The 24,672-nt window shown below is 71.4% G+C and carries 20 protein-coding genes; 11 read left to right on the top strand and 9 right to left on the bottom strand.

Translation table 11 applies throughout. From position 1 onward, the window contains the following. Positions 1-5 precede the first annotated feature (5 nt). Together R0146_RS02780 and R0146_RS02775 are read right to left on the bottom strand one after the other, a co-directional pair. Positions 6-707: a hypothetical protein gene (locus tag R0146_RS02780; RefSeq protein ID WP_317691334.1), complete on the bottom strand. Its 702-nt coding sequence runs from the start codon at positions 705-707 to the stop codon at positions 6-8. Between the two features lie 6 nt (positions 708-713). Then, complete coding sequence (locus tag R0146_RS02775) at positions 714-2,180, bottom strand: amino acid adenylation domain-containing protein (protein WP_317691333.1); 1,467 nt, start codon at positions 2,178-2,180, stop codon at positions 714-716. A 42-nt stretch (positions 2,181-2,222) separates the two neighbouring features. Here R0146_RS02775 and R0146_RS02770 point away from each other — a divergent pair, with 42 nt between their 5' ends. Further along, entirely contained in the window at positions 2,223-3,398 is a 1,176-nt protein-coding gene (locus R0146_RS02770) for a hypothetical protein (RefSeq protein WP_317691332.1), read from the top strand. A gap of 108 nt (positions 3,399-3,506) precedes the next feature. Here the strand turns inward: R0146_RS02770 and R0146_RS02765 are convergent, their stop codons facing one another. The 4 genes from R0146_RS02765 to R0146_RS02750 are packed head-to-tail and all read right to left on the bottom strand — an operon-like array spanning position 3,507 to position 7,610. Then, complete coding sequence (locus R0146_RS02765) at positions 3,507-3,773, bottom strand: HPr family phosphocarrier protein (RefSeq protein ID WP_317691331.1); 267 nt, start codon at positions 3,771-3,773, stop codon at positions 3,507-3,509. Between the two features lie 41 nt (positions 3,774-3,814). Beyond that, positions 3,815-5,860 (bottom strand): PTS fructose transporter subunit IIABC, encoded by a 2,046-nt coding sequence (locus tag R0146_RS02760; protein WP_317691330.1) that lies wholly within the window; start codon positions 5,858-5,860, stop codon positions 3,815-3,817. Between the two features lie 11 nt (positions 5,861-5,871). Further along, positions 5,872-6,834, bottom strand: a complete 963-nt coding sequence (locus R0146_RS02755) for a 1-phosphofructokinase family hexose kinase (RefSeq protein WP_317691329.1) — start codon at positions 6,832-6,834, stop codon at positions 5,872-5,874. Next, complete coding sequence (locus R0146_RS02750; RefSeq protein ID WP_317691328.1) at positions 6,831-7,610, bottom strand: DeoR/GlpR family DNA-binding transcription regulator; 780 nt, start codon at positions 7,608-7,610, stop codon at positions 6,831-6,833. Before R0146_RS02750 ends, R0146_RS02755 begins: the two co-directional genes overlap by 4 nt. A 174-nt stretch (positions 7,611-7,784) precedes the next feature. Here R0146_RS02750 and ptsP point away from each other — a divergent pair, with 174 nt between their 5' ends. Together ptsP and R0146_RS02740 are read left to right on the top strand one after the other, a co-directional pair. Next, positions 7,785-9,488, top strand: a complete 1,704-nt coding sequence (ptsP, locus tag R0146_RS02745; protein WP_317691327.1) for a phosphoenolpyruvate--protein phosphotransferase — start codon at positions 7,785-7,787, stop codon at positions 9,486-9,488. Continuing rightward, positions 9,485-9,805, top strand: a complete 321-nt coding sequence (locus tag R0146_RS02740; RefSeq protein ID WP_317691326.1) for a hypothetical protein — start codon at positions 9,485-9,487, stop codon at positions 9,803-9,805. Before ptsP ends, R0146_RS02740 begins: the two co-directional genes overlap by 4 nt. A gap of 47 nt (positions 9,806-9,852) precedes the next feature. Here the strand turns inward: R0146_RS02740 and R0146_RS02735 are convergent, their stop codons facing one another. Next, positions 9,853-11,130 (bottom strand): ROK family protein, encoded by a 1,278-nt coding sequence (locus tag R0146_RS02735; RefSeq protein WP_317691325.1) that lies wholly within the window; start codon positions 11,128-11,130, stop codon positions 9,853-9,855. Between the two features lie 281 nt (positions 11,131-11,411). Between R0146_RS02735 and xylB the strand changes: the two genes are divergently transcribed. From xylB to R0146_RS02705, 6 genes are all read left to right on the top strand, one after another. Next, positions 11,412-12,851 carry a xylulokinase gene (gene xylB, locus R0146_RS02730; protein WP_317691324.1) on the top strand — a complete coding sequence of 480 codons (1,440 nt, stop codon included), beginning with the start codon at positions 11,412-11,414 and terminating at the stop codon, positions 12,849-12,851. 43 nt (positions 12,852-12,894) lie between these two features. Beyond that, the gene (locus R0146_RS02725; protein WP_317691323.1) at positions 12,895-14,400 is read left to right on the top strand and encodes a sugar ABC transporter ATP-binding protein; all 1,506 of its coding nucleotides are present in this window, start codon (positions 12,895-12,897) and stop codon (positions 14,398-14,400) included. A 5-nt stretch (positions 14,401-14,405) separates the two neighbouring features. Then, positions 14,406-15,410 (top strand): ABC transporter permease, encoded by a 1,005-nt coding sequence (locus R0146_RS02720; protein ID WP_317691322.1) that lies wholly within the window; start codon positions 14,406-14,408, stop codon positions 15,408-15,410. Between the two features lie 134 nt (positions 15,411-15,544). Next, the gene (locus R0146_RS02715) at positions 15,545-16,531 is read left to right on the top strand and encodes a sugar ABC transporter substrate-binding protein (protein ID WP_317691321.1); all 987 of its coding nucleotides are present in this window, start codon (positions 15,545-15,547) and stop codon (positions 16,529-16,531) included. Between the two features lie 43 nt (positions 16,532-16,574). Next, on the top strand, positions 16,575-17,633 hold the full coding sequence (locus R0146_RS02710) for an NAD(P)-dependent alcohol dehydrogenase (RefSeq protein WP_317691320.1): 1,059 nt from the start codon (positions 16,575-16,577) through the stop codon (positions 17,631-17,633). Between the two features lie 26 nt (positions 17,634-17,659). Beyond that, positions 17,660-19,066 carry a hypothetical protein gene (locus R0146_RS02705; protein WP_317691319.1) on the top strand — a complete coding sequence of 469 codons (1,407 nt, stop codon included), beginning with the start codon at positions 17,660-17,662 and terminating at the stop codon, positions 19,064-19,066. Positions 19,067-19,664: 598 nt separating this feature from the next. Here R0146_RS02705 and R0146_RS02700 read toward each other — a convergent pair. Further along, positions 19,665-20,204, bottom strand: a complete 540-nt coding sequence (locus R0146_RS02700) for a TetR/AcrR family transcriptional regulator (protein ID WP_317691318.1) — start codon at positions 20,202-20,204, stop codon at positions 19,665-19,667. Between the two features lie 106 nt (positions 20,205-20,310). Here R0146_RS02700 and R0146_RS02695 point away from each other — a divergent pair, with 106 nt between their 5' ends. Beyond that, positions 20,311-20,832 carry a hypothetical protein gene (locus R0146_RS02695; protein WP_317691317.1) on the top strand — a complete coding sequence of 174 codons (522 nt, stop codon included), beginning with the start codon at positions 20,311-20,313 and terminating at the stop codon, positions 20,830-20,832. On the opposite strand, the gene R0146_RS02690 is transcribed toward R0146_RS02695, so the two are convergent. Further along, positions 20,775-22,934, bottom strand: a complete 2,160-nt coding sequence (locus tag R0146_RS02690; RefSeq protein ID WP_317691316.1) for a TIM-barrel domain-containing protein — start codon at positions 22,932-22,934, stop codon at positions 20,775-20,777. The genes R0146_RS02695 and R0146_RS02690 overlap by 58 nt on opposite strands. A gap of 33 nt (positions 22,935-22,967) precedes the next feature. Here R0146_RS02690 and R0146_RS02685 point away from each other — a divergent pair, with 33 nt between their 5' ends. Beyond that, positions 22,968-24,635, top strand: a complete 1,668-nt coding sequence (locus R0146_RS02685) for an ABC1 kinase family protein (protein ID WP_317691315.1) — start codon at positions 22,968-22,970, stop codon at positions 24,633-24,635. Positions 24,636-24,672 lie beyond the last annotated feature (37 nt).

Here is a 24,672-nt window from a genome sequence, read left to right as displayed (position 1 = left end):
GCTCCTCAGAGCAGGCGGCCCTCGGCCGTCAACAGGCGAGTGCGGGCGCTGGCCGGCAGGCCGTCGACCAGGGAGTCGGTGACGGCGAGCACGGCCCCGCCCCGCCGGGCGCGGGCCACCAGGCGGTCTCGGACCTCGTCGGTGGTGTGGTTGGTGAGATCGACCAGGACGACCGGTGCCGGGTGCAGCAGGGCTGCGGCGATCGGCAGCACGCTGCGGTCGGAGCCGCGGGTGTCGCCGACCCTCAGGTCGACGGCGTGACCGTGGCCGAGTGCGGCGAGCTCGGAGGCGGCCTCGTCGACCGTACGGTGCGCCAGCTCGGCGACGGCGTGGGCGCAGCTGAGGGCCGGATGTGGCGGCCGGAGGGTGACGCTGCAGACGATCCCGCGCCGGCGGACCGCGACGACGTCACGGGCGCAGGCCTGGGCGAGATCGGTCGAGCCGTGCCGGTCACGATAGACGAGTTGGCCCGAGGTGAGGCTGCAGGCGCTGCTCAGCAGGCGCAGCAGGGTGCGGCTGGTGCGTTCCTCGGCCGCGGTGACGACGGTGAGCCGGCCGGTGACGAGTTCGAGATCGACGTCGTGCACGGTCGCGGCCCCTGGCAGCTCACCGTTGAGTGCGGTGGCCACCAGACTGACCGAGCCGGGCATCAGGGTCCCGGCCGGGAGATGCTGGAGGACACGGGGCGAGGCTACCAGCACGGTCACCGGTTATCACGCCTCCGGTCCACCCAGTGCGAGGGGTCCGGCACCGGCGAGGAAACGATCGAGCGCCGCCCGCATCGCGGTCACCTCCGCCAGTGCGGTGGAGGTCGCCGGGTGCAGCCCGGCCAGGGCGGCGTCGAGCTCGGTGGGGTCCACCGGCTCCAGCCCGGTCAGCGCCTCCAGCGCCCCGGGCATCCCGAACCCGCCGGCCGAGTCGCCGCTCCATCGCCGGTAGTCCCACCGGCCGCGGACGCACCAGTCCAGGTCGAGGATCTCCCCGCCCGCCTGCCGGATCTCCTCCACCGGCACCCAGCCGGGCGTCGGTGGCAGCGGACGCCCGGACGTGGACGCCTCCGGTTCCGGAGTGGAGCGCCGGCCGAACAGCCGTCCGAGCAGGCCCGGCTCGGGGGCCGGTGCGGGGTGGTGCACCGACAGCACCAGGTGGGCCGGGTCGAGGGTGGTCATCCGGACGATCCGGCCGTCGGGCGCGTACGCCACCGGACCGTGCTCGTCGACGTCGAGGCGACGCCGGTCCCGGGGTGTGCCGGCGGCCGCATCGCGCAGCGCCGCCACCGCCCAGGCCAGCGTGTGGCGGATCGCCTGGGCGAGCTCCGGATCGGCGGGATCCGGACGGGCCGGGGCGGCGACGTGGGCGGCCTGCTCCACCGGGAGCACGTCGGTGCGTTCCATGGTGCGCCGGGTGGTGTCGTACGGCGCCGGCGGCATGCTGAGCGACATCAGGCCCAACGGTGCCTCGCCCGCCAGGTGTCCCCACAGCTGGTAGGCCAGCCGGGCGGTCCGCTCGGCGGTGGCCCGGGGGACCGGGGTGCGGCGCAGATGCCCGGACAGGGCCACCAAGTGGTCGGCCAGCAGGCCGGGATCGAGGGCGATGTCCGGATCGACCATGGCGTTCCAGGCGACCCGGGCCAGCGGCAGCAGTTCGGCCGCCCAGGTCCGGGCCGGGTCGTACGACCAGGCGTCGGCGGACCGCCACAGCAGGGTGGCCAGCGCGTCGACGGTCGCCTCGTCGGAGACGAGGGTGGCCAGCGAGGGCTCGACCGCCGGGTCGGCCCACGGGCGGCGCGGATCGAGCCGGCCGCTCCGGTGCGGGGTGGTCTCCCAGGTGCCGTCCTGGGCCCAGGCGATCAGCGAGTAGCGGCGTGCCGGGTCGGCGCCGACCCACGACGGGGCTCCCGCCAGGTGCCAGTCGAGACGCTCCGTGCCGGGGTCGCCGACCCCGGGGGCGTACGCCGACAGCACGTAGTGGCGGGCGCGGTCACCCTCCGCATGGACGAGGGTGGCCCAGCAGTCCTCCTCGGGCGCGGCGGCGAGTCCGTCCTGCAGCAGCGTCCAGGGGGAGGTGCGGGGCGAACCGTCGGCGAGCAGTTCGGCATGGAGGGCGAGCACGCCCCAGCGGACCAGCACCGGATGGAGCCGCGCGAGCAGGCGGCCCGGGGAGGGCAGGTAGTCGGACATGTTCCCATCCTGCCCTGTCTGCGACGTCGCTAGGCTGACCCCATGCGGTGGCGAGGATGGCGGGCGGCGACGGCCGGCCTGGCGGTGTGTGGGCTGGTGGCCGGATGCAGCGCCTCACCGGCCGCCACGGCCGCGACTCCGCGGCTGTCCGACATCGCCTATCGCAACTTCGTCTACCGCGGCGGCTGCGGCTGGGACAAGCCGTCGCTGGACACCCCGATGGTCTGGGGCGTGCAGTCCGGCCCGGCGACCCGGACCGGCACGGTGCCGTCGCACGCCGAGGTGGTCGATTCCCGCCGGGTGCGGCTCGGTGCTCCGGCCCGCGACTACCTCGTCGTCCGGCTGCAGTGCTCGATCGGCGACGCGACGGTCACCGGCTGGCACCTCCTCGGCTTCGACGGGACGCAGCCGGTCGATCTTGGCATCGTCGCCGCGGCGTACGGTCCGCTGGATCTGCGGGTCGCCGACGGCCAGCTCGTCGTCGAGCACGGATACCGCAGCACCGCCGACCGGGGACTGTCGGACACCGGGCACACCGACTACCGGGTGGCGATGGTGGGCGACACCCCGGTGCGTCTCTACGGCGACGAACAGCCCTCCGACGTGCCGCGCGGGGTGGCCGACTGGGCGCCGAACGCCTGGCGGGCGGGTCTGGTCACCCTGGTCGCCTCGACTCCGTCCGGCGCCGTCAGTTGGCATCTGGGGGTGCAGCTCGACGAGACGACGGCGATCACCGCCGACGACCTCACGGTGGGCGATGCCGGGTGCACCCCCGCGGTCACCTGGACCCACGCCGGCCAACGGATCGATCCGGCACGTACGCAGGGCTGGGTCGGCGCCGACGGGACGGGGCAGCGCGGATCGGTGGTGACGCTCTCGCTGCCGACCGACGCCCCGGACATGGCCCGGACCACCCGACCACACCTGCCGTTGGCGAGGCCGCTGTCCGGGCTGCTGGTCACCGGCTCGGGGCTGGTGCCCGCGCTGGCCACCGCCGGCATCGCCTCGCTCGGGCCGGGTGCACCGGCCGTGTCGGTGACGTCCCGCGCTCCGGCCGACGACCGGTTGGAGACCGAACCCTTCGCCGGGCCGACGGCCGTCTTCCGCGACGGGCAGGGGACGGTGGTGCTGTCCGGCGCCTGGGGGGCGCCCGGTGACGTCACGGCGGGGATGCGCCCGCTGCCGGACCCCGGGGTGATGCCGGTCGCCGGCTGCTGAGGGCCGACCGACGGTCCGAGCACCGTCAGCTGCCGGGACGGGACACGGATGGGCCCCGGCCACCCGTGGGGTGACCGGGGCCCATACACCCGGTGTTGTAGGTCGGTGTCAGACGTCGAGGTCCTGGGCGACCAGCTCGGCGATCTTCTTCATCGCCTCCTCGTTCTCCGACTCGACGATGACCTCGCGCCCCTTGGAGGCACCGAGCGCCATGATCAGCAGGGACGAGCTCGCATCTGCGGGCTCCTCCTCCGGATCGTCGGCGAGCGAGATCAGGATCTCGTCGTCGTAGGCCGACGCGGCCTCGGCGATGATCGAGGCGGGGCGGGCGTGCAGGCCCACGGCGGAGCCGACGATGACCTTGGTGGACGGCATGGGACACTCCTTCGGTTCGGTGCGCTACAGGATACTTGGGGTCAGGCGCCGACGGCTGCCGGGGTCGTCGGGTCGGCGCTCTCGACGTCCTTCGGGCGGGCGGCCGCCGTCTTGAGCACGATCACCAGGAAGGCACCCAGCACGGTGCCCGCAGCGAGCGCGACCAGGAAGCCCCAGATCGGCTGGATCGCGAAGAAGACGAAGATGCCACCGTGGGGTGCCCGCAGGGTGACGTGGAGGGCCATCGACAGGGCGCCGGTGAGCGCGCCGCCGACCATCATCGAGGGGATCACCCGCAGCGGGTCGGCCGCGGCGAACGGGATGGCACCCTCGGAGATGAACGACGCCCCCAGCAGCCAGGCCGCCCGGCCGTTCTCCCGCTCGACCTCGGTGAACAGCTTCTTGCGGACGGTGGTGGCCAGCGCCATGGCGAGCGGCGGGACCATGCCGGTGGCCATCACCGCGGCCATGATCATCAGTGAGGCCTCGGTGCCCGACGACAGGCCCGCGGTGGCGAAGAGGTAGGCCGCCTTGTTGACCGGGCCGCCCAGATCGAAGCACATCATCAGGCCGAGGACGATGCCGAGCACGATCGAGCCGCCGGTGGACATCCCGGTGAGCCAGTTCTGCAGGGCGGTGGTGAGCATGGCGAGCGGACGGCCGAGCAGCAGGTACATCAGCGTGCCGGTGATCAGGGTGGTGAGCAGCGGGATGATCACCACCGGCATCAGGCCGGCCAACCAGCGAGGCGCCTTGAAAGAGCCGATCCACATCGCGATCAGGCCGGCCACCAGACCGGTGACCAGGCCTCCGATGAAGCCGGCGCCGACGGCCACCGAGACGGCGCCACCGACGAAGCCCGGCGCGATCCCGGGGCGGCCGGCCAGGGCGTACGCGATGTAGCCCGACAACGCCGGCACCAGGAAGCTGAACGCGACCCCGCCGATGGTGAACAGCACCACGCCGAGGTATTCCAACAGCCCGCCGGGCGGCAGGTTGACCAGCGAGTTGTTGGTGATGATGTCCTTGGCGGTGGTGCCGATGCCGATGCCGTATCCGCCGAGCAGGAAGCCGAGGGCGATCAGCAGGCCGCCGGCGGCGACGAACGGGATCATGTACGACACGCCGGTCATCAGCGCCTGCTGGATCCGCTTGCCCCAGCCGAGCTGGCCGGCGCCCGCTCCGGCGCTCTCCGTGCCGCCGCCCCCACCGCCGGCGATCCGGTGGCCGCTGGGGTCGTCGGCCGCCGCGAGCGCCTTGGTGATCAGCCCCTTCGGGTCGGAGATGCCGGCCTTGACACCGGACTCGATGCCGGGCTTGCCGGCGAACCGGTCCCGGTCACGTACGTTGACGTCGGTCGCGAAGATCACCGCGTCGGCCGTCGCGATCACCTCCGGCGGCAGCGGGGTGAAGCTGGCGGAACCCTGGGTCTCGACCTGCAGGTCGTAGCCCAGCTCGGTGGCCGCCTGGCTGAGCGAGTCGGCGGCCATGTAGGTGTGCGCGATGCCGGTGGGGCAGCCGGTCACCGCGACCAGCCGGCGCGGGCCGGCCGCTGCGCCGGCAGCGGCGGCGGGCCCGGCGGAGGCGGAGGCCTCGGCGGTAGCCGGGACGGACGGTGCGGCCGCCGCCTTGGGGGCGGGGTTGACCACCGCGTCGACCAGGCCGACGACCTCTTCGGCGGTTCCGGCCGCCCGGAGCGCCGCGACGAAGTCCTTGCGGACCAATGCGCGGGCGAGCTTGGCGAGCAGCTTCAGGTGCTCCTGGCCCTCGCCTTCGGCGGCGGCGATCAGGAAGACCAGATCGGCGTCGCTGTCCTTGTCGCCGAAGGCCACCGGCGGGCGCAGCCGGGCGAAGGCCAGGGATCCGGTGATGACGTGGGCGGAGCGGCAGTGCGGGATGGCGATGCCGCCGGGCAGTCCGGTGGCCGCCTTGGCCTCGCGGTCGAGCGCGTCGTTCGCCAGGCCCTCGGCGGAGGTGGCCCGGCCGGCGGCCGCGACCATCGAGGCGAGGGAACGGATGACGTCGTCCTTGGTGGCGCCGATCGCGGCGTCGAGGATCACCAGTTGGGGGGTGATGAGGTCAGACATGGTGGTCGTCCTTATCCGGAAAAGGGAATGACGGTGGCGCCGCCGGGGTCGGTCTGGTCGGGACGGGGGACAGTGGTGCCCGGCAGGGCGGTGGCCGCCGAGCCGTACGCCACGGCTTGGCGCAGGCAGTCGGCCGGGGCGTCACCGCGGACATGGGCCAGCAGGAAGCCGGCCAGCGAGGAGTCGCCGGCACCGACCGTGCTGATCGGCACGATCGCCGGCGGGGTGGCGATCCAGGCGCCCTCGGCGGAGGCGAGGACGGCCCCGGCGGCGCCGAGAGTGGCCAGGACGTAGCTGACGCCACGGTCGACGACGGCGCGGGCGGCGCGTACGGTCGGGGCGAAGTCGCCGTGTTCGGCGGCCTGCTCCAGCTGGTCGCCGTCGGTGCCGGTGAGCTGGCCCAGCTCGTACGCGTTGGGCTTGAGCAGGTCGGGCGCCGATCCGGGTAGTCGGGCGCCGAGCGCCTCCAGCGGGGAGTCGGAGGTGTCGACGGCGATCCGGGCGCCGGTCGGGCGGAGCGCATCGACCAGGTCGGCGTACCAGTCGGCCGCGGGGCCGGGCGGCAGCGAGCCGCACAGGGCGACCCAGTCGGCGTCGCGGGCCAGGTCCACCAGGGTGTCACGGAGTACGATCAGCCCGTCGGGATCCAGCGGACTACCCGGTTCGTTGATCTTGGTGGTGGTGCCGTCCTCCTCCGACAGGGTGATGTTGGTGCGGACCCGGGCGGTCACCGGGATCGGCCGGTGGTCGACGCCGGCCTCGCGCAGGGCGGCGACGATCGGGTGGGCGCTGGGGGAGGGGAGCACCGCGACGGAGGGCACCCCGGCGAGGTGCAGCGCGCGGGAGACGTTGACACCCTTGCCGCCCGGACCGTCGTGGAGGGCGCGGATGCGGTTCACCCCGCCGCGCAGCAGGGGCTCGTCGAGTTCGGCGGTACGGTCGATGCTGGGGTTGGCGGTGAAGGTGACGATCATGCGATCACGACCTCGGTCTCGTGGGCGGACAGGGCTGCGGCGAGGGCGGCCGGCGGCCTCCCGTCGGTGATGAGGACATCGATGTCGGACAGTGCGGCGAAGCTGATGAAGAAGTCGTGTCCGAACTTGGAACGGTCGGCCAGCGCGACGGTGCGGCGGGCGGCGGCGATCATCGCGCGCTTGACCGCCGACTCGGCGGCGTCGGGGGTGGTCAGGCCGAAGGTGGCGGAGATCCCGTTGGTGCCGACGAAGGCGACGTCGACCCGGAGCCGGCGCAGGGTCTCCAGGGCGCCGGCGCCGACGGTCGACTGGGTGACGCCGCGGACGCTCCCGCCGAGGATGTGCACGGTGTGCTGGGGCACCGCGGACAGGGTCATCGCCGCCGGCACCGAGTCGGTGACGATGGTCAGGTTGTTGAAGCTGATCCCCGGTGCGACCAGCAGCGCGGCGAGCGCCCCGGTGGACGAGCCGGCGTCGAGGATGATGGTGCCGTCCTGATGCGGAACGTACGACAGGGCCGCCTCCGCCATCGCCCGCTTGGCTCCGGCATTGGCGATCTCGCGTTCCGGGAGGGTCGTCTCGCGGCCGTCGAAGCCGATCACCGGGATCGCGCCGCCGTGGACGCGCTTGACCACCCCGTCGGCCTCGAGCAGGTCCAGGTCGCGGCGGATCGTCTCCGGGGCCACCTCGAAGCGGGCGGCCAGGTCGACGACCCGCACCCGCCCCTCGTTGCGCGCCTCGTCGACGATGGCGGAACGACGTTCCTCGGCGTACATCGTTGTCCTCCTGGGTGACCGCGGAGCGGTCCGGTATCGTGTCGTGCAACGAAACACGGCCCTGTGTTTATGTCCGTTTGAGTGCCCGACTGGTCACAAGTATGCCCGATCGTGTTGGAATGTCAACACGTTTCGCGTACCGTTGTGCCCGTACGCTTCGAGGAAGAGGTAGAGATGACCGCTGCGCAGTTCCCGGCCAGAATCCCGGGTGAGCCCGATCTCCTGGCGGGTCTCGGTGTCGTGGGGGGCGTCGGTTTCGCGCCTGCCCAGTGGGTCCGTTCGCGCCCGGCCCTGCCGACCCAGGGTGTCGAGGTGCCCGAGGGGGACCGGCAGGCTGAGAAGGACCGGTTCGCGGCGGCGGCGGCCGTCGTCGGCAGCCGACTGTCCGGGCGGGCCGGGATGGTCACCGGGCATGCGTCCGAGGTGCTCGCCGCGACCGCCGCGCTGGCCACCGACCGGGGCTGGCAGCGCTCCGTCAACAAGCTGATCGACCATGGCTCCCCGGCGGACTGGGCCGCGGTGCAGGCCACCGACACCTTCGTCGCCAAGTTCGAGAAGATCGGCGGCCTGATGGCCGAGCGGACCACCGACCTGAAGGACGTCCGTGACCGGGTGATCGCCGAACTGCGCGGCGAGCCCGAGCCCGGCGTCCCCGATCCGGACTCCCCGGTGGTGCTGCTGGCCGACGACCTGGCCCCGGCGGACACCGCGGGCCTGCGCCCCGAGGTGATCGCCGGGCTGGTCACCCAGCTCGGCGGCAAGACCAGCCACACCGCGATCATCGCCCGCCAGCTGGGCATCCCGTGCATCGTCGCGGTCGGCGCCCGGCTGACCGAGATCAGCGACGGCACGCCACTGCTGGTCGACGGGGACACCGGCGAGATCGTCCCCCACCCCGACGAGCGCGACGCGCTGCGGCGGGTCGAGGAGGCGGCGGCCAAGGCCGAGCGGATCCGCGCCTGGCGCGGGCCGGCCCGCACCGCGGACGGCCACCGGGTGCAACTCCTCGCCAACGTCCAGGACGGCGCCGCCGCCCGCAAGGCCGCGGCCCCCGGGATCGCCGAGGGCGTCGGCCTGTTCCGCACCGAGCTCGCCTTCCTCACCGCGCAGGTCGAGCCGAGCCTGGAGGAGCAGACCCAGGTCTACACCGAGGTCTTCGAAGCGTTCCGGGGCAAGAAGGTCGTCGTCCGCACCCTCGACGCCGGCTCGGACAAGCCGTTGGCCTTCGCCAACATGCCGCACGAGGAGAACCCCTCGCTCGGTGTCCGTGGCATGCGGATCGCCCTGGACAAGCCGGAGCTCCTCACCCGCCAGCTGGATGCCATCGCCGACGCGGCGGCCGGCACCGATGTCGAGGCGTGGGTGATGGCGCCGATGGTCTCCACCGTGCAGGAGGCCGAGTGGTTCGCCGGGCTGTGCCGGGAGCGTGGCCTCTACCCGGGCATCATGGTCGAGGTGCCGGCGATCGCGCTGGTCGCCGACCAGGTGCTGGAGTACGTCGAGTTCTTCTCGATCGGCACCAACGACCTGTCCCAGTACACGATGGCGGCCGACCGGATGTCGCCCTACCTGGCAGGGCTGACCGACCCGTGGCAGCCGGGCGTGCTGAAGCTCGTCCAGCTCACCGCCGAGGCGGGCAAGCACCACGGCAAGTCGGTCGGGGTGTGCGGTGAGGCTGCGGCCGATCCGCAGCTGGCCTGCGTGCTGATCGGTCTGGGTGTCACCTCGCTGTCGGCCGCCGCGCCGGCGCTGGCCGCGGTCGGTGCACAACTGTCCGCGGTGACGCTGGACCAGTGCCGTCGGGCGGCGGAGGCCGCGGTGTCCGCCAAGAGTCCTGTCCTGGGTCGGGAGGCGGTCGCCGCTATCCTCGCGGGGTGAGGAAGCTCTGGCCGTTCGTCGTCGCCCTGCTGCTCTTCGTCGTGCTGCTGCTCGGGGTCGTCCTCCGATCGTACGGAGACCGGCTCCCGGGCGCGGCCCGGACCTGCGAGAAGGGGCTGGGCGTGGCCGGGGGAGCGAGCTGCCAGCTCGCCGTCGCCACCCGGGACAGCGTCCGCACGGTCACCTCGCCCGACGTGCAGTTCGACGTCACGGCGTACGACCCGACCTCCGGCGCCGACCTGGCCTTCACCTGTCGGCGCGGTGAGACGATCCGTTGCACGGCGACGACCGGCAAGATCGTGGTGATCGCGCCCTAGTCGGGAGGCACTCCCGGGCCGGTCGTTCCCAGCCGCTCGTTCCCGGGTCACTCGATGGTGACCTCGGGGGTCTGGTCCACCGAATAGTACGGGGTCGTCCCGCGTGGCGGCGGTGCCCAGCGGTCGGGGGAGCCGAGGAAGTCCTTGAGCGTCAGCCAGGCGGCGCCCTCGCTCACCGCGTGGGCGCCGGTGATGCTCGGTTCCAGGTCGACCGGCGCCCAGGCGTGGCTGAGCACCCGCTCGCCGATGCCCTGGCGGACCCGGGGGCCGAGCCGGCTGAACAGTCGTTCGAGCAGGCCGCCGAGCACCACCACCGGGGAGTCGACGATGTTCAGGCAGGTGGCGATCGCCTCGCCCAGGGCACGTCCGGCCAGCGCCACGGCTTCCTCGGCCTGCCGGTCGCTCCGCCGCAGTGCGGCGAGCAACTGGCCGATCGGGGCGTCGGTGGGGAGTCCGGCGGCGGTGAGGATGGCGGCCCGGGCGGCGACGGTCTCCAGGCAGCCGGTGGCTCCGCAGGAGCAGGCGGCCTCGGATCCGGACACCAGGACATGCCCGAGCTCGCCCGCCCACCCTCGCGCCCCCGCCTCGACGAGGCGGTCCCGGACCAGGGCGGCTCCGATGCCCGAGGAACCGGTGACGTACAGGAAGTGGTCGACGGACCGGCCGGCGCGCTGCCGGGCCCGCACTTCGGCCTGCGCCGCGACCCCGGCCGAGTTGTGGAACCGCATCTCGCGGGAACAGCCGGCCTCCGCGACGGCGGTGCTCAGGTCGACGTCGCGCCAACCGAGATGGGGTGCCGTGTGGAGGTAGCCGGTGGAGGCGTCGATCAGCCCGGGGACGCCGCAGGCCACCCCCACCAGGGACATTCCGGCGCGGTCCACCTGGACCGCCAGGTCGTTGACGATGCCGGCGAGTTCGGCCAGCATCCGGGCCCGCTTGGGCAGGTCGATGGTGAAGGCGTGGCGCCGCTCGACGAGGATGCGGCCGGTGAGGTCCACGACGCAGACCTCGAGGTACTCCGCGCTGACCTCGGCGCCCAGAGCGACATGGGTGTGCGGGGCCGGGAGCAGGGGGACCGCGGGGCGGCCGCTGGTGGAGGCGCGCAGGTCGCCCTCGACGACGATCCCGTCACCGAGGAGCTGCTCGACCAGCCGGGTCACCGTCGAACGGTTCAGCCCCGTCGCGCAGGCGAGGTCGGCGCGGGACAGTGGCACGGGGGCGTCGGCGACCGCCTGCGCCAACAGCGACAGGTTGTGTGCTCGCATGCTGTTCGCCCGTGCCCCGGAGCCGCGCGGCGAGAGCGCGGCGGTGTCGATGTCACTCACGCGACCACCCTTTCAACGTTGAGGTCAGGACGACGGGTGTTGGCTCCGAGCTTACCTGTTTGTTGTTTAGTGCGTGCCCAGAGGTCCAGATTGCTGTGCACCCATGGTCCGGGCGGAGGCGGCTGCATGGCGTCGGTGACCGCTTCAAGGGGCCTATCCCGCGTTATTGCTGGGATCCGAAGGTGATGTTGATCCGACGCGCCGACCGCCTTGACAGTCTCCTACGCTGCTTCGTAGATTGCTGCAAGCAACAAAGCTGTTGGAACGAGGAGTTCATCCACATGACGCGGAAACTCGTGGCGGGCGTCGATTCGTCGACCCAGTCCTGCAAGGTGATGATCCGGGACGCCGAGACCGGCGCTCTCGTACGATCGGGAACTGCACGGCATGCGACCGGGACCGAGGTCGATCCGGAGATCTGGCTGCGCGCCTTCCGGGAGGCGGTTCGCCAGGCGGGCGGCCTGGAGGACGTCAAGGCGATCTCCGTCGGCGGCCAGCAGCACGGCATGGTTGCCCTCGACGAACGGGGTGATGTCGTCCGCAACGCGATCCTGTGGAACGACACCCGCTCCGGCCCGGAGGCCGCGGACCTGGTCCGCGAGTTCGGTGACGGCGACGAGGAGCGGGGCCGCCAGGTCTGGGCGGATCGTACGGGCGTCGTCCCGGTCGCCTCCATCACGGTGAGCAAGCTGCGCTGGCTCGCCCGCCACGAGCCGCAGAACCTGGCCCGTACGGCCGCCGTCGCGCTGCCGCACGACTGGCTCAGCTGGAAGCTGATGAACGAGGCCGGGCTCGACTCGCTCGCCACCGACCGCTCCGACGCCTCGGGCACCGGCTACTTCGACCCGGTGGCCAATGTCTACTGCACCGACATCATCGCGGCGGCGACCTGCTCCGACCGTACGTTGCAGGTGCCTCGGGTGCTGGCGCCGAACGAGCCGATGGCGACCGTGGTCATCGACGGGCGGGAGATGGTGCTCGGGCCGGGCTGCGGGGACAACGCCGGGGCGGCGTTCGGCCTCGACCTGCGGCCGGGCCAGGTCGCCATGTCGCTGGGCACCTCGGGCGTCGTGTCCTTGGTCAGCGACCGGCCGACGCACGACCCGTCCGGCATCGTGACCGGCTTCGCCGACGTCACCGGCCGGTTCCTGCCGCTGGTGTGCACCCTCAACGCGTCCCGCGTCCTCGACGTCTACGCCGACCTGCTCGGCGTCGACCACGCGCACTTCAGCGACCTGGCGCTCTCGGCGCCGCCCGGGGCGGAGGGCCTGGTCTGCATCCCCTACCTCGAGGGTGAGCGGACCCCGAACCTCCCGGACGCCACCGGCGCGCTGCACGGGGTCCGGCTGTCCAACCTGACTCCCGCCAACATCGCCCGGGCCGCGGTCGAGGGGATGCTGTGCGGAGTGGGGGAGGGCATCCGGGCGCTGCGGGCGATCGGTGTCCCGGTCTCGGAGATCCACCTGATCGGCGGTGGCGCGCAGGGCGAGGCCGTCCGGCGGATCGCCCCGACGGTGCTGGACCTGCCGGTGATCGTCCCCGAGCGCGGGGAGTACGTCGCCGACGGCGCGGCCCGGCAGGCCGCCTGGGCACTCGCCGGGTCGGCGCAGCCGCCGGAGTGGACGCCCCGCCTCGCCTCCCGGTTCGTGGCCGACCACGATCCGTCGATCCAGGCCCGCTTCGCGGAGCTCTCTCATCTCGTGGCCATGCGCCACTCCTGATTTCGGCCACCGGAGCCCGGAACATGAAGAAAGGGACGAAGTCATGAGTGACTTCAGATTGCGGGTCGAAGGCATTGAGAAGTCCTTCCCCGGCGTCAAGGCGCTGCAGAACGTCAGCTTCGCCGTCCGTCCCGGCACGGTCCACGCCCTCTGCGGCGAGAACGGTGCCGGCAAGTCCACCCTGATGAAGATCATCAACGGCCTCTACCAGCCGGACGCCGGCGAGATCTATCTCGATGACGCACCGGTCAAGGTCAAGTCGCCGATCCAGGCCCACAGCCTGGGCATCGCGATGATCGCCCAGGAACTCAACTACGTGCCGCAGATGACCATCGCGGAGAACTTCTTCATCGGCCGGCTGCCGATGAAGGCCGGCCGGGTGGACTGGAAGTTCATCCGCCGCGAGGCCCGCGCGATCCTCGACCGCGAGGGGCTGCCGTACAGCATCGACCAGAAGCTGGCCAGCCTGACGGTGTCCGACATCCAGATGCTGGAGATCGAACGGGCGATCTACCACAAGGCCGACATCCTCATCATGGACGAGCCGACCTCCGCGATCGCGCACAAGGACGTGGAGAACCTCTTCCGGAAGATCGACCTCCTGCGCAGCCGGGGTGTGGCGATCATCTACATCTCGCACAAGATGGACGAGGTCTTCCGGATCGCCGACGACATCACCATCCTGCGCGACGGCCAGGTGGTGAGCACCGACCCCGCCGCCGAGCTGGACCTCGACGAGGTGATCGCCCGGATGGTCGGTCGCAAGCTCGACAACCAGTACCCCAAGGAGGAGGTGGCGCTGGGCGACGTCGTGCTGAAGGTCTCCGACCTGCACCGCGAGCACACCTTCACCGACATCTCGCTGCACGTACGGGCCGGTGAGATCGTCGGGCTGGCCGGCCTGGTGGGCGCCGGACGCAGCGAGACGATCCAGTCGATCTTCGGTCTCGATCCGCTCGACGGCGGCACCGTCGAGGTCAACGGCACCCCGGTGAGCATCTCCACCCCGCAGCAGGCCATCCGGCACGGTGTGGCGCTGCTCTCGGAGGACCGCCGGCTGATGGGCATCGTGCCCATCCTCTCGATCAAGAAGAACGCCACCCTGGCCAGCCTGCAGAAGGTCATCCACGGCGGCCGCTCCCATCCCCGGGAGGAGGACGCCCTGGTCGCCGAGTACTTCAAGGCCATGGCGGTGAAGGCGCCCAGCGTGGAGACCCCGATCCAGTCGCTGAGCGGCGGCAACCAGCAGAAGGTCCTGCTGGCCAAGTGGCTGCTCACCGACCCCGAGGTGCTGCTGCTCGACGAGCCGACCCGCGGCATCGACGTCGGTGCCAAGTTCGAGATCTATCGCCTGATGACCCAGCTGGCCCAGCAGGGCAAGGGGCTGCTGATGGTCTCCTCCGAATTGCCCGAACTCATCGGGATGTGCGACCGCATCTATGTCATGTCGGCCGGGCGACTCACCGGCGAGATCCCTCGTGCGGAGTTCAGTCAGGAGCGCATCCTCGCCCACGCAATGAATCAAGTCCCGGAAATCACCCAGGGGTGAACGTCATGAAGCTTCGTAATCTCAACCTGAGCAAGTACTCGATCTATCTGATCCTGCTGGCGATGTTCATCGGGAGTTCGTTCCTGAGCCCGAACTTCCTCACCGCCGAGAACATGACGAACATCCCGCGCCAGCTCACCGTGACCACGATCCTGGCCTTCGGCGAGATGATGTTGATCATCTGCGGGATGATCGACCTCTCCGCCGGCTCGGTGCTGGCGCTGGCCGGTGTGCTGTCGGTGGTGGCGTACAAGGCGACCGACAGCATCATCGTGGCCCTGGTGGTCGGCATCGTCGTCGGTGTCGTCTGCAACCTGATCAGTGCGGTGATGACCGCCGACTTCGACGTGCCTCCCTTCATCGCGACGCTGGCGGTCGGGATGGTGGCGCGCGGCGCCGTGCTGCTCTACACCCGCGGTCAGAACATCCTCCAGCTCGGCAAGTTCACCGACCTGGGCCAGGGCTCGATCGGCCCGATCCCGATCCCGGTGATCTTCCTGCTCGTCGCCGTCGGTCTCACCGGCTACCTGATGAACCAGACGAAATACGGCCGCGCCCTCTACGCCATCGGCGGCAACGAACTGGCCGCCCGCGCCTCCGGCATCAACGTCCGCAAGACGAAGTACCAGGCGTTCATCCTCAACGGGATCTTCGTCGGCGTGGCCGGCGTGCTCTTCATGAGCCGTGTCAACGCGGGCCTGCCCAACGGCGCGGTCGGCTACGAGATGGAGGGCCTGACCTCGGCCGTCGTCGGCGGCACCAGCTTCACCGGTGGCGTCGGCACCACCCTCGGCACCCTCGCCGGTGCCTTCATCATCGGCCTGCTGAACAACATCATGAACCTGGTCGGCGTCCAGTCGTACGTCCAGCAGATCACCAAGGGCGTCATCATCGCCGTCGCGGTGATGTACGACATCCGCAGCAAGCGGGCGAAGCGTACGCACGTCATCCTCAAGCCCGATCTCTCCGAAAGCCGGCCCACGCCTCCCGAACCGTCCCTGCAGAAATAGCAGGACCCCGGACACGACCTGCCCGACAGCAGGCCCCGACATCCCTCATCCATCACCCAGTCGAACTGTTCATCACCCCCATCGGACTGTCATCCCCCCAACGGACTGTCATCCCCATCGAAAGGATCACGGCAATGTCGCCCTATCTCACTCGTCGCGGACTGCTGAAGACCACCGCTCTGCTCGGCCTCGGTGGCGTTCTCGTCGGATGCTCGCGCAACACCTCCGGCTCAGCCGGCAGCGGTAAGTTCCGGGTGGCCTACATCGCCCGCGCCCAGTCGGACTCCTTCGCCGCGTGGCTCGCCAACGAGATGAAGAACGCCGCCGGCCAGTACCCCGACCTGTCGATCGAGGTCTTCGACGGCCAGGCGAACGATGACACCGAGAACACCCTGATCGAGAACGCGATCACCAACAAGTTCAACGCGATCATCGTCCAGCCGAACAACGGCGAGGCCCAGCGGCCCTACGTCGAGAAGGTCGTCGCGGCGAACATCATCGCCATCACCACCAACGCCCGGATCGCCAACATCGCCGGGGCCTCCTCGGTCGACGCGAACCCGTACGACCAGGGCGCCGGCGTGGCCAAGAAGGCTCTCGCCGAGGTGCCCCAGAACGGCAAGGTCGTGGTGCTGAACGGCCCGGCCGGCAACTTCCACGCCATCGAGCGCCGCAAGGCCTGGCAGGCCGAGTTCTTCGACAAGCGACCCGACGTGAAGATCGTCGGCGAGCAGATCGCGAACTGGAACAAGGACGAGGGCATGAAGCTGATGGAGGACTGGATGACCGCCAATCCCCAGATCGACGCCATCTGCTCGATGAACGACAACATGTGCGCCGGTGCCCTGGAGGCGGTCGGGAACAAGCCGGCGGCCGGCAAGATGTTCGCGTACGGCACCGACGGCACCCCCGAGGCCTGCCTGCTGATCCAGCAGGGGAAGATGTCCGCCACCACCCTGCAGTCCGCCATCGACCTGGCCAAGCTCAACATGTCGAGTGTCCACGACCTCCTCACCGGTGCGCAGAAGCAGATCGACAAGAACATCGACGCGCCGGTGGTCGACGCGTCCACCGTCGGCCAGTACATCGACATGTACAAGACCGCCGGCCTGATCAAGTAACACCGGCCTCGTACGGGCCACCGGATTTCTCGGAAGGAAGACAATGACTGCGCAGATTGCCCCGACCATGTGGGCCAGCGTCATGAAGGAGGTGGGCGTCGAGGACCTCGAGCAGCGGCCCACCCCGCAGCCCGCGTCCGACGAGGTGCTGGTCAGTGTGGCCAGCGTCGGCGTGTGCGGCTCCGACGTGCACTACTACACCCACGGCCGGATCGCCGACTTCGTGGTGAACGACCCGATCGTGCTCGGCCACGAGCTGAGCGGCACGATCGTGGCGGTCGGGGCCGACGTCGACCCCGCGCGGATCGGCGAGCGGGTGGCGGTCGAACCGCAGCGCTCCTGTGGCGTGTGTGAGTACTGCCTGTCGGGTCGCTACAACCTGTGCCCGAAGATGGAGTTCTACGCGACGCCCCCGATCGACGGCGCGTTCTGCGACTACGTGACGATCCAGAGCAAGTTCGCGCACCCCATCCCGGACTCGATCAGCGATGACGCCGCGGCCCTGCTGGAACCCCTCTCGGTCGGCATCGCCGCGGTCCAGAAGGCCGAGATCGGCCCGGGGGCCACGGTGCTGATCGCCGGCGGCGGCCCGATCGGCATCATCACTGCGCAGGCGGCCCGGGCCTTCGGGGCGACCGACGTGGTGATCAGCGAGCCGAACCCGACCCGGCGCGAGATCGCCCTCGCCCACGGGGCGACCCGCGTGGTGGAGCCCGGCTCGGCGGAGTACCTGGCCGTCGCGGCCGACACCTTCATCGACTGCTCGGGCGTCAACCCGGCCATCGTGTCGGGCATCAAGCAGGTGAAGCCGGCCGGCACGGTCGTCCTGGTCGGGATGGGCGAGGACATCCTGCCGCTGCCCGTCGGCGTGGTCACCGGCCGCGAGCTGAAGGTCACCGGCATCTTCCGCTACACCGGCACCTGGCCGATCGGCATCCGGCTGGTCGAGGCCGGTCTGGTGCAGCTCGATCCGCTGGTCACCGGCCGCTACGGCCTCGACGAGGTGGCCGAGGCGCTCAGCGATCCCACCGGAGCGCGCGACCTGAAGCGGATCGTCCGGCCGGGCGAGCGCGGCCTGCGCGCGGGGGCGGTCGCCGAGTAGTCACTGGTGATGCGAGGATCGGGGCCATGGACACCATGGCCCCGTTTCTTGCGCTCTGGCGTACGTACGTCACCGATCGGCCGGGACCAGGGGACGACGAGACCGCCGAACGCACCACCCGACTGACCACCTCCGCCGAGGAACTCGCCGGCACCGGCCTGGCCGGGGACGAGGCCTTCCTGGTCGCGCTGCGACGACTGGCGGACACCGATCCGGTCGCCCGGGACTTCGCCCATGACCACCCGGACCTGTGGTGGCCGGGCCCCGCGGCGCCGGGCGGAGTGGTGCAGGCCGCCTCATCGTCGGGCGCGTCGCCCGCGTCATTGTCGGGCGGGTCGCCCGTCTCACTGTCGGGCGGGTCGCCAACCTCGCTGTTGCTCCGACGCCGCGAGGGTCTCCTGGCGGCCGTCGTGTTCGCGGCCCTCGCCGGGCTGGCCGTCAGGGTGGCGTTCGCCCTCGAGATCCTGCCGGTGGCGGCGGTGCTCGGGGTGGCCGTCGTGCTCGGCGGATATTTCCTCTGGTTGCGGGGCCGGGTCGCACTGGCGCCGACGGCGGGCCTGCTCGGCGCGGTGGCGGTGTTCGCCGCGGTCGAGGCGTTCTACCCTTTCGCGGAGCAGGGTCAGACCCAGCCGCTCTTCTGGCTGCACGCGCCGATCGTGCTGTGGGTGGTGCTCGGCGCGGTCTACCTCGGCGCCGACTGGCGGATCCTCGACCGCTGGCCGGACTACCTGCGGTTCACCGGGGAGCTGTTCATCCACGTCGTGCTGTTCGCACTCGGCGGGGGAGTGCTGTTCGGCCTGGCCTTCGCGATGTTCACGCTGACCGGCGTCTACCCCGGCGACGTGCTCGGCACCTGGGTGCTGCCGATCAGTGTCGGTGGTGCGATCGTCATCGCCGCCTGGCTGGTGGAGACCGGCAGCTCCCTGTCGGCGATGGCGCCGATGCTGACCCGGGTGTTCACCCCACTGGTCACCCTGCTGCTGGTGGCCTTCCTGATCACGGTCCCGCTCTCCGGGCGGCTGGTGGAGGCCGACCGCAACACGCTGATCATCGTCGACGCGCTGCTCGCCGTGGTGCTCGGCCTGGTGCTCTTCTCCCTGGCGGCCCGACCGGTGGAGGCGACGCCGGGCTGGTTCGACCGGCTGCAGGTGGTGTTGATCGTCGGTGCGGTGCTGGTCGACGTGCTGGTGCTGGTGGCGATCGGCGGGCGGATCGCCGAGTACGGCGCCACCGCCAACAAGCTCGCCGCGCTGGGGGAGAACGTGGTGCTGGCCGTCAATCTGATCGGGGCCGTCTGGCTGCAGCTCGGGTTCCTCCGCGGACGTCGACCGTACGTCGCCCTGGTGCGCTGGCAGAGCCGCTACCTGCCTGTGATCGGCGCCTGGGCTGCGGTGGTGGCGGTGCTGTTCGGCCCGGTGTTCGGCTTCCGCTGAGCCGCCGGATGATGCGGTCTCGCCAGTAACCGGGGCGCCGCTTCTCGCGACCGACGGCCACTATGGTCATGAGGTTGTCGCCGACGAGTCGACATCCGCGGCGAACTCGGCGAGCGCTTCCGGGTGGAAGCCGAAGCCGAGGCCGAAGGTCATGCGCCGCGCGCAGCCCGCCGTGCGGCGAGCTCGGCGAAGCCCGCTCGCTGGGCCGGGCAGGAGCTCTCGCCTGCCAGACCGTACCCGTGGTATGCACACCCTCCCGGTCGCCCGAGTGGGAATGAATACGAAGCGTACGGTCTGAAACGAAGCGTACGGTCTGAAACGAAGCGTACGGTCTGAAACGAAGCGTACGGTCCGAGCCGAGGGACGGGGGCACCGCGGGCTCGGCCGCGACGTGGACGAGGGCGCGTGAGCCCGCCGGACGAGCGTTGCCGGGACCTCCATCAGCGGAAAGCCGCGCACCCTCCTCCCTCACCCATCCCGACGCACCGGATGACCACCAGGACGGCGACTGTCGACGCCGGCGACTCGACGATCCGTCGTGCCGACACGACCACCACGGGTTCACCCCGGACTACGAGGAGCCGTGCGCGGTCCCGCGTCACCCCAGTCCGAGGGTTGCGACCTGGCGGTCGAGCACGGCGGTGAAGAGCTCCTCGACCGGTGGTTCGCTGCCGACGAAGTGGCCGGCGAGTTCCAGCCCGACGAAGCCGACCAGCTGGGCCAGTTCCGGCACCGTCGCCGCGATCGGCGCGAGCGCCAGGAACGGCGCGACCGCCCGCGCGGCCGCGGGGATGGTGTCCTGCGGCGCCCGGTAGTCCGGGATCGGCGTGCCGTAGATCAGGTGGAACTCCTGCGGGTGCACCCGCGCCCAGTCCCGCAGGCCGGTCGCCCGGGCCCGCCAGTCGGCCGGCAGGCCGGCCAGGTGGTCACCCAGGTGGTCGTACGACTCGATGATCAACGCGGTGAGCAGCGCGTCACGGGTCGGGAAGTAGCGGTAGACGGCCGAGGAGACCAGGCCCACCGCACGTGCGATCGCCCGCATCGACAGTCCGGCCCCGCCGACGGTGGCGATCTGGTCGCGCGCCGCCGCCATGATCCGCGCCGTCGTCTCCGCCCGTGCCTGTTCGCGTACGCCCATGTCCACAGGATGTCAGAGAGCGCTGCTCTTGTATTACTCGGGGTCGTGTGCCAATATGAGAGCAGTGCTCTCCCAATCTCTGCCACTCCTTTCGAAAGGCACTGTGATGCGTATCTCCGCACTGGCTGCCGGGCTGCTGATGGCCGCGTACCTGCTGCTCCGGCCCTACCCCGACGACGTCGCCTCGCCGCGCTGGATCGCGGCCCATGTCTGCGGCATGGCGGCCTTCGTTGCGCTGACCGTCCTGGCCGACCGGATCGGCGGTCGGGCCCGGGCCGTCGTCGCCCTGGGCACCGCCCTGCTGTTGCCCTACTACGGCGCCGAGACGTTCGGGCTGGCGGCCGGCGCCGACCCGACGCTGACCCGGTTCCAGCCGGTGGCGGTGACCATGTTCGCTGCCGGCCTGGTGCTGGTCGCGGTCGGTGGGATCCTGCTCGCCCTGCGCCGCCCGGCCGCCTGGCCGTTGGGTGTGCTGATGGCGCTGGTGCTGCCGCAGTTCTACCTGCCGGCGTACGGCCGGATGGCCTTCGGTGTCCTCTTCCTGGCCGCCGCGGTGTGGTTCGTGGTGGCTCAGAGCGCCCGGATGCGCCGCGAGATCGCGGCGGCGCCGGCGTCCTCCACCCGGTGAAAGACCGGTGGCTGGCCGATCAGCGAACGGACCCGGGTCACTCGGTCGCCGGCGTACTCCTCGCCGGTCCAGACCAGCACCCACCGACCGGGCGGCAGTGACACCTCGCGGCCGGTGACGCCGGGCCGTAGCACCGGGGCGACCAGGAAGCTCGGTCCGAAGAAGTACTGGTCGTCCCGCTCGGCGGCCGCGGTGCCCGGCACCTCGACCCAGCAGTGCCGGATCGCCGGCAGGTCGTCGGCGACCACCGTCGCCCGGTAGTCGGCCAGTTCCCGGAACACCCGGGTCTGCTGCGCGAAGGCCGGGGAAGCCTGCGGGTCCCAGACCTGCGCGTTCTCCTCCGGCCGGTTGCTCTCGTGGGTGCGCAGCACCGGCGACCAGACGCACCACTCGCTCCAGCGCAGCAGGAGTTCGGCGTCCCGGTGGGTCTGCACCACCGGCTGGTCCAGTGAGGTGTAGCCGCCGGCGTCGCTGTGCATCTGCGGCAGGCCGCTGACCCCGCCGGCCAGCATCGCGAGCAGGGCGGAGGCCATCCCGTCGTGGGCGTCCCAGGAGGTCAGCTGGTCGCCCGCCCAGTGCGCGGCCCGCGAGCCGCGCCAGGCGGAGCGGTGGAAGACGAACTCGTCCGGGCCCCGCACCTCGGCGTTGAGCTGCTCCCACAGCAGCGGCCACCGGTTGTGCAGCTCGCGAGGATCGCCCTCGTGCAGCACCGCGTCGAAGGGCAGCGACTCGCCGAAGTCCGCCATCCAGCCGCCGGTCTGCGGCATCGCGGCGATCACCTCGCCGAACCAGGCGTACGCCGCCGGGTTGGTCAGGTCGACCATCGCCGCACTGAACCCGTCCTGGTCGAGGACGTACGGTCCACCGGCGGGGTGCCCGACCAGGAAGCCGCGGCGCAGTGCCTCGTGGTAGAGGTCGCGATCCACCCCACCGGGCTTCTCGCCGGGGTCGACGACGAACGGGTTGATGTAACTGAGCACCCGGATGCCGCGCCCGGTGAGGTCGGCGACCAGCTGGTCCCAGTCCGGGTAGAGGTGCCGGTCCAGTTGCCAGGTCCACCACAGTCGGCTGCCGAAACCGGTGCTGCGCCGGCCGACCCAGTCCTGCAGCCACACCCCGGCGATCGCGGCGCCGTCGAGGGCGTCGAGCTTGCGGCGCACCTCGGCCGACCCGCCCTGCAGGCCGAGGATCGCCCCGGTGCCGGTCCAGCCCGGGATCGGGTCGTGGGGCGTGCGCACCAGCTCCCGCGGGGTCGCGGCGGTGCGCCAGCGGGCGGTGATCCGGGCGTCCCACACCGACACCTCGAGCCGGTCGCGCAGGTCGACCTCGGCCACCCGGTCCTGGCTCCAGTCCAGGCCCCGCAGGCCGCGGGTGACCAGGGCGGGCATCGGTGCGTACGTCGTGGTCGGCGAGCCACCGGCGCCCTGGGTCTTCTCCGCCAGCACGGTCAGCGGCTGTTTACCGCGGCCGATGCCCTGCTCCCGGGCGGCCAGCACGACGTCCTGACCGCGCAGGTCGATGTCGGTGGCCTGCGCCCCCAGTCCGTGCACCGCCTCGTCGACGGCCAGGTCGGAGCGCAGCAGCACCAGGTCGGCGTCCGGCACCTCGAGGTCCACCTCGAGGACGTCGCCGCGGGAGAGCAGGGTCAGCTGCCAGTCAGGTCCCTCGCCGGGGCGTACGCCGAATCGTCCGGTGAGCCGGAGCGTGTCGCCGCCGACCACCCCGGCGGTTTCGCAGCGGGCGTCGGCCCAGACCCGGTCGAGGCGGCGCCGGTCGCTGAAATGCCCGAGGCGGTCGGTCCACAGCAGGGTGCCGCGAGCCGCGCCGATCACCCCCGCCCGGGCCCACCAGACCGGCGTCCCGCCGCGGAGCACCCGGAACCGGCCGCTCGGAGGACCGCCGGGTCGGCCGATCTCGACCCGGTGACCACCCAGGTCGTACGTCCCGGTGGCCGGTCCCGGATCCCAGCTGCCCGTCGGCAGCTGCGGCGGCGGAGCGTACGGGCTGCGGACGGCGATCCCGCCGGCCGTCAGAGCACCGGCCGCCAGCACGCCGCCACCCAGGGCCAGAGCCGCCCGCCGATCCACCCGCATGGCTGCCATCGTTGCACCTCGGGTGCCATGTACCGTGGTCCCATGCCCGGTCACCTCCAGCGGTACCGCGAGATCGCCCAGGTGCTCTCCCGCAACGGCCTCTATGCCACGGCCTACCAGGCCGGTCTGGGACGCTGGCTGCCCTCGCTGGGGCACGGCTACGTCAATCCGCGCGAGGACGACGACATCCGCCCGGAGATCCTGGTGCAGACCTTCCGGGACCTGGGCACCACGTACGTGAAGTTCGGGCAGGCACTGTCGATGCGCCGCGACCTGCTGCCGGATCCCTACTGCGACGCGCTCAGCACCCTCACCGACAGCGAGCCGCCGATCCCGGTCTCCGACATCCGCGCCGTCGTCCGGGCCGATCTCGGCGCCGACGTGACCGAACTGTTCGCCTCCTTCGACGAGGTGGCGATCGCCACCGCCTCGATCGGCCAGGTGCACGCCGCGGTGTTGCACGACGGCCGCGAGGTGGTGGTCAAGGTCCGCAAACCGGGGGTGGTCGACAAGGTCACCGAGGACCTGGAGATCCTCGGCAACATCGCCCGGCATCTGGAGCGCAACTCGGGCTTCTTCTCCGACATCGGCGTCACCGGCCTGGTGGAGGAGTTCAGCCGGGCGCTGCGCGCCGAGATGGACTACACCATCGAGGCGCACGCCTGCGAGGAGTTCGGCGCCTACTTCGCCGGCGACAAGCGGATCCACATTCCCTGGATCCACTGGGACACCAGCTCCACCCGGGTGCTGACGATGGAGCGGCTGACCGGCATCCGGGTCGACAACATCGCCGCCCTCGACGCGCAGGGCATCGACCGGCACTCGTTGGCCCTGCGCAGCTGCGAGATGCTGCTCCGGATGGTCTTCGAGATGGGGAAGTTCCACGCCGACCCGCATTCCGGCAACCTGCTGATCGAGCCGGACGGCACCATCGGGGTGATCGACTTCGGCATGGTCGGGCGGATGACGGCGACGATGACCCGGCAGTTCGCCGCGATCATCGTCGGGATGTACCGCAACGACCCGAACGTGGTCGCCGAGGCACTGGTCGCCCTCGCCCCGCCGCGCGGCCGGCTGGACCGCTCCGCACTGCGTCGTGAGGTGTCCGGGCTGCTCGCCGCGATGGAGGGCCGCCGGCTCACCGACGTGAAGATGGTCGACGTCGGCATGTACCTGTTCCGGATCGTTCGCACCCAGCGGCTGGCGCTGCCGGCCGACATCGTCCTGCTGGTCCGGATGCTGACCATCGTCGACGGCCTGGGCCGCCGCCTCGACCCGACCTTCGCCCTCTCCGACGCGCTCAATCCGTTCGCCGAACGCCTGCTGCTGCAGCGTCTCGACCCGCGCTACTGGGCGGGCCGGGCGCGGGAGGCGACCCTCGACGCGGTGATGCTCAGCACCGAGCTGCCGTCGTACGCCCGCCGGCTGGTGGAGCGGCTGGACAAGGACGGGGTGGACATCAATCTGCGTGCCGACGAGCTCGAGCCGTTGGTCGCCCGGGCCGAGGGGATGACCGACCGGCTGGTGCTCGGCATGGTGGTGGCGGCGATGATCGCCGGCGGGTCCAACATCCTGGTCGCCAACACCGACCGGCTGGGCCGGTTCGCCGGCCCGGTGCTCGGCGCCATGTGGGGCGTGCTCGGCGCCACCGGCGGCTACCTGGCCTGGACCGGCCGCCCCTGGGGACGGGGCCGGACCCCCAAGCGCTGACTGCCGGCGCGACCGACCTACGGACGCGTAACCTGAG

Source organism: Raineyella sp. LH-20 (assembly GCF_033110965.1).
Lineage (GTDB): Bacteria > Actinomycetota > Actinomycetes > Propionibacteriales > Propionibacteriaceae > Raineyella.
The sequence above is the reverse complement of the archived record's forward strand: the minus strand, read 5'-3'. Positions and strand labels throughout refer to the sequence as shown.